This is a genomic window from Ponticaulis profundi (assembly GCF_042659465.1).
In the GTDB taxonomy this organism is placed as follows: Bacteria; Pseudomonadota; Alphaproteobacteria; order Caulobacterales; family Hyphomonadaceae; genus Ponticaulis; species Ponticaulis profundi.
This window is the reverse complement of record NZ_JBHSSW010000040.1, coordinates 1-4,738: the sequence shown is the minus strand read 5'-3', so window position 1 is coordinate 4,738 and position 4,738 is coordinate 1. Positions and strand designations below refer to the sequence as shown.

Here is a 4,738-nt window from a genome sequence, read left to right as displayed (position 1 = left end):
GGCGGCGCATGAGCGGCCTGCTGATGCTGATTAAGTTCACCAGCGGGGGCCGCGGTGGCGGGGCCGAGATTGCGGCCTACCTGACCGCTGCGGACCGCGAGGGGCGCGGCCATGCGCCGCCCGAGGTGGTGCGGGGCGACATGGAGCGGACCCGCGAGTTGATCGACAGCATCGAGCGCAAGTGGAGCTACACCCATGGCGTTCTGTCCTTCGCCCTGGAGGACGCGCCCAGCAAGGACCAGCAGCAGGAGGCCATGGACGCCTTCGAGCGTCTGGCCTTTGCGGGCATGGACCCGGAGCAATACGACATCACGTGGGTGCGTCATCAGCACACCGAGGGCGGTCGGGTGGAACTGCACTTCGTGACGCCCCGGATGGAGTTGACCACCGGCAAGGCGCTGAACGTGGCGCCCCCGGGCTGGGAACGGTCCTATGCGCCGCTCAGGGACGCGCTGAACTGGTCTCAGGGCTGGGCGCGTCCCGACGACACCGAGCGGGCCACAGAGCTTCACAGAGCCCCGGAGAGGGCCGATGAGGGCTTCCGGCTCCGGGAGGGCCGGGAAGGCATCCACGCCTATCTGACGGCGCTCGTGGAGGCTGAGAGGGTCACGGATCGCAAGAGCATGGTTCTGGCCTTGCAGGAGGCCGGTTTGCAGGTCCCCCGGCAAGGCAAGGACTACCTGACCGTCCACGACCCGGAGAGCGGCGAGAAATTCCGCATGAAGGGCAGGATCTACGAAAAGGAATGGACCTATGACCGAGAGCTTGACCGCGCGGTTGCAACAGCGGCTGTCCAGCCAGACGGCCGAGATCGAGGCATTGACCTCGGCCGAGCTGACGCGGCTCGCGAGCAGCTTGAGGCAACAATCCGAAGCCGCGCTGCGCACCATGCAGAACGATATCCAAGGCACGAGCCTGATGATGGCCGACGAGTTGGAGATCGTACGCTGGACCGCGCGCTGGTGGTGGGTGGCGTTGATCGTGACCTGGCTGGCGATCGCGGGCTTGTCAGTCTGGCACTGGATGAGCCCCGCGCCGGACCAGTTTCCGATCTTCAGGAACGGGGGGCAGAGCTACCTGATGCTGCCCGAGGGGACCGAACCGATGATTTGCCAAGGGGAGCAGCCGTTTCTGTGCCTCAAACTGCCGAATGGGATCTGAGCCATGAACCAACTGACAGCCTTCGAGCGGGCGCTGCTCGCACAATTCGAAACATTGGTGAGCACCTCCGAGACCTCGCTCGAAGCGTCAGAGGCCACATCGAAGCAGTTGCGGACCTTGTCCGAGACCGTCCGAAACCGCCTGGACTCGATCGAGCGGAAGCAGAGCGAGATCGAGCATTTTCAGGCGCAGTTGCTGCGGTCCTTCAACACTCAGACCGAGCAAACTACGAGCTTGGTGCAACAGGTGAACGCGTTGCTCAAAGAACGGTGACGCTGGTCGAGGAACGCAAAGCGCACGAATGGGAGCAGGAGTGGGAGGCGCGGCGAGAGCGCGACAGAGGGCATGATTACGGCCTGTAGGCAAGGTCCGCTATACGGGACGGAATAGTTATTCGGTAATAAGCGCCACGAAGTTTTTTTATTTGGTGTACGCCATCAATCTGGCTTTTTCACTTAAGGCTGTCTCATCCATAAACTCAAGGATCTTCTCCGTTGAAGCCTTGCTTATATCAGGCTCGCTTCCGAGTACTACTTGCCGCGCGCGGAAAGATGACGTCTCTGCATCCGTAAAGGCCATGTCCCATCCCGGAAAACGCCGGGCGGAAACATGACCGTGGAACAGCTCTTGGACGTCCTTGTGCCGCCAGTCGCGGTCAATTGTGCGCATCAGGTCTTTGATCACGTTCTCGGGGCCTTCTAGATACTGAACGTAAAATTGGCACTCTCTATGGAGATAGCCGGTGATCTCTTTCTTGGCATTACGGTCACGGGCTTGAAGGTAGATAAGCGCTTCGTAGGCCGATCGCTGTGGGACCACAGCTGTTGAGCGATATACTAAGAAAAAGAGCAATGTGTCCTCATATTATGAATTTTTTGATGCCAAAGATAACAAAGTTATGAATGATAATGTTTTACTAGTTGAGCTAATTTTATTTGGTAAAAAACTAGAGCTCAAACTGTTTGCCTCGGCCCGCCACACAGCCCGCTCGGATCAAAGCGGAGGAGAGAGAGCTAACCGTCAGTCTTCCAATTTGCCGCCGTCGATCACGTTCAGCTTATAGCGTTCGACGGCTTGCGCATGGTTATGCACGTTGCCCCGGAAAGCCCCTTCCGGCGTCACGGTGATGATCTTGACCCGCCCACGCTTCACACGCCGGATCGCCCCTACCTGCTCCAGAAGGTCCAGAGCGCGAGCCATCTGTGCCTTATCTGTCCGCATCACTTCACACAGGTCAGCGGCGGTCTTGGTGCACTCATAGGACTGCCAACCCAGATTGCGTGTGATCTGCCAGAGCACCGCCTGCGCGTGGAAGGCCTGCGCTGTAGTTTTTGCCGCCGCGAACAGGCGTTCCGTCACGGCGTCCTGATACTGGAATGCAATGGACACGTTGCCCCCTCCGAAGAAGTCGAACTCAAGCTGATTGCTGGCGGAGAGTTCCTTGGCCGCCAGAGCGGCTTCCCGCGCCATAGCAGCCCGCTCAGGGCTGCTCTCCCGCAAGGCCTGCTGATCCAGCAGAAGCGCCGCCTGGTCGTAGGCACCGCGCTTGTGCAGAGCGCGCGCCGTCAGATCGGCGGGAGGGTTCGGGTTGGTGCGCTGGCGCTGTTCTGCGGCCCCGACAATGACGCCGATAGACTGCACGGGTGCGCCGGTCCTGCGCTGTGCCAGCTGCGTGACCTTTGCGGCCTCGATATCTTCTGCAGATACCCCCATGCGCCGCAGTTCGTGAAGTGAAATCCTACCCATCCCTCGCCTCGATAGTTGTCTGGTGGACAACTTAAGTTGTCTGACAGACAACTGTCAATTTCTGAATTTGCCAGCACAGCAAGGCTAAAATGGCCAAAATGCACCAGCGTATCCATATATCCTAAGAATCTAAGAGGCACCGGTGCACTCAAACTGCCCTGTCGAGCATGTTGCATGGGGCAGGATGTGCTGGGGAAAGGGAAAGTGCAGAGGGTTGCGCTACGCGGCCAAGGCGGCGCGGGTGGCAGCGAGGCAGGGTCGGACCGGCAAAGATCAAGAACAAGCCTCAGGGCGTCCCAGAAGCGCGCTGAGGGGCTATTCGGCGGCGATCAGGGTGGGGACACCCGAGACGTCCACTTCTCGTGTGGCGTGCCATGCGTCGTAGGCCCCCTGCATTCTGATCCAGACAAGAGGGGCATTACCGAACAGCTTGGCGAGGCGCACGGCGACCTCGGGGCTGACGGGCTTGCGCTCGGCCAAGACGTCGTAGAGGTGCTGGCGCGAGATGCCGAGCATCCGGGCGATCTCAGCCTTGGGCTTGCCGGTGGCGGGGATCACGTCCTCGCGCAGCAATTCGCCCGGATGCGTCGGGCAGCAGTCAGGGTTGCGGCTCATCCTTGCCTCCTTAGTGGTATTGCTCGAAGTCCAGCACATGCGCGTCGCCGTCACGGAACTCGAAGGTGATGCACCACGGGCCGTTCACATGGACCGTGTAGCGGGTCGGTGTGTGGCCTCGCAGAGCGTGGAAGTCGAAGCCAGGCAGATTCATGTCCTCGGGCACCGTAGCAGCGTCGAGGACGTCCAGACGACGCAGGATGCGGCTGTGCATTCGTGCATCGAGCCTCGATTTCCCCGTTTCCCAGAGGGCCTTCAGCTGCTTGTTCGCAAAGGTCTTGATCATAGGTATGTGTAAGCTGATAGCTTACAAGTGTAAACCAAGTCAGAACAGATCCAACTGCTGCGGGCGCAGCCAATAGCCCCGCCGTTTCTTTGCTGTCTCCACCTCCAAGAGCGCCTGCGTGGCCTCTCTCTGGGAGGGGAAATGGATGCAGCGAACCTGCCCGGCCTGTCCGATCCGCCCCCACTCCCGTTCAAAGGTCCATCCCCCGAAGAGATCGGGAAGAACCATGAGACTGTGGAAGCGAGCCAAGTTCTTTGTCGGATCGCGCTTTTCTAGGTAGCTCTGCATCATGGTCCGCGCGTCCATTCGGGTCTGTTCCACCGATTTAGATTGTGCCGCTCAGAGCCCTTGTGTGCAACACTAACGCAAGCATACTCTTGTCCGGACACTACGTGTCCGTCCTTCGCGCTTGTGAGGGGGCCTTGGCCCCCTTCAATCCCCCTATCCGGCACGCCGGAAGGGGCCTGCCCCTGAACCCCGACAAGGGCATCGCCCCCTGCACCCCCAGAAGAGGTCTTTTCCATGAGGATCGAGATTCGAACGACACCGGAGGAAAAGCAGCGATGGCAGGCTATTGCTGAGAATAAGGGGGTTTCGCTGTCGGAACTGGTGCGCTCGGCCCTCGGGGGGCAGCGCCTGCGGAAGCGGCGCGAACCCCCGAGGGTCGATCCCGATCTGCTGCGGGAGCTAGCGCGGATGGGGAACAACCTCAACCAGCTGGCCCGTGCTGCAAACCGGCGCGGGCCGGTGCCGGCTACGGCGCTCCTGGTGCGGCTGATCGAGATTGACCGGGAACTGTCCGCCTTGCGGGCGGCGCATGAGCGGCCTGCTGATGCTGATTAAGTTCACCAGCGGGGGCCGCGGTGGCGGGGCCGAGATTGCGGCCTACCTGACCGCTGCGGACCGCGAGGGGCGCGGCCATGCGCCGCC

The 4,738-nt window shown here is 60.9% G+C and carries 7 protein-coding genes; 2 read left to right on the top strand and 5 right to left on the bottom strand.

The window, feature by feature from the left end; all coding sequences use genetic code 11:
* On the top strand, positions 1–1,523 hold a 1,523-nt coding region (locus ACFQDM_RS15540; protein ID WP_377380591.1), incomplete at its 5' end, for a relaxase/mobilization nuclease domain-containing protein.
* A 58-nt stretch (positions 1,524–1,581) separates the two neighbouring features.
* On the opposite strand, the gene ACFQDM_RS15535 is transcribed toward ACFQDM_RS15540, so the two are convergent.
* The 5 genes from ACFQDM_RS15535 to ACFQDM_RS15515 form a co-directional block, all read right to left on the bottom strand.
* Entirely contained in the window at positions 1,582–2,013 is a 432-nt protein-coding gene (locus ACFQDM_RS15535; RefSeq protein ID WP_377380589.1) for a BLUF domain-containing protein, read from the bottom strand.
* A 168-nt stretch (positions 2,014–2,181) separates the two neighbouring features.
* Complete coding sequence (locus tag ACFQDM_RS15530) at positions 2,182–2,907, bottom strand: ArsR family transcriptional regulator (protein ID WP_377380587.1); 726 nt, start codon at positions 2,905–2,907, stop codon at positions 2,182–2,184.
* 315 nt (positions 2,908–3,222) lie between these two features.
* Complete coding sequence (locus ACFQDM_RS15525) at positions 3,223–3,522, bottom strand: HigA family addiction module antitoxin (protein WP_377380585.1); 300 nt, start codon at positions 3,520–3,522, stop codon at positions 3,223–3,225.
* Between the two features lie 10 nt (positions 3,523–3,532).
* Entirely contained in the window at positions 3,533–3,808 is a 276-nt protein-coding gene (locus ACFQDM_RS15520; RefSeq protein WP_377380583.1) for a type II toxin-antitoxin system RelE/ParE family toxin, read from the bottom strand.
* Positions 3,809–3,847: 39 nt separating this feature from the next.
* Positions 3,848–4,099 carry a WGR domain-containing protein gene (locus ACFQDM_RS15515; RefSeq protein WP_377380582.1) on the bottom strand — a complete coding sequence of 84 codons (252 nt, stop codon included), beginning with the start codon at positions 4,097–4,099 and terminating at the stop codon, positions 3,848–3,850.
* Positions 4,100–4,330: 231 nt separating this feature from the next.
* On the opposite strand from ACFQDM_RS15515, the gene ACFQDM_RS15510 reads away from it, so the two are divergent.
* On the top strand, positions 4,331–4,651 hold the full coding sequence (locus tag ACFQDM_RS15510) for a plasmid mobilization protein (protein WP_377380580.1): 321 nt from the start codon (positions 4,331–4,333) through the stop codon (positions 4,649–4,651).
* Positions 4,652–4,738: the final 87 nt, after the last annotated feature.

What these genes read in the sequence shown, in the direction of transcription:
- ACFQDM_RS15530 (WP_377380587.1), bottom strand. Translation starts at nt 2,907, where the DNA reads ATGGGTAGGATTTCACTTCACGAACTGCGGCGCATGGGGGTATCTGCA.
- ACFQDM_RS15525 (WP_377380585.1), bottom strand. Translation starts at nt 3,522, where the DNA reads ATGAGCCGCAACCCTGACTGCTGCCCGACGCATCCGGGCGAATTGCTG.
- ACFQDM_RS15520 (WP_377380583.1), bottom strand. Translation starts at nt 3,808, where the DNA reads ATGATCAAGACCTTTGCGAACAAGCAGCTGAAGGCCCTCTGGGAAACG.
- ACFQDM_RS15515 (WP_377380582.1), bottom strand. Translation starts at nt 4,099, where the DNA reads ATGATGCAGAGCTACCTAGAAAAGCGCGATCCGACAAAGAACTTGGCT.
- ACFQDM_RS15510 (WP_377380580.1), top strand. Translation starts at nt 4,331, where the DNA reads ATGAGGATCGAGATTCGAACGACACCGGAGGAAAAGCAGCGATGGCAG.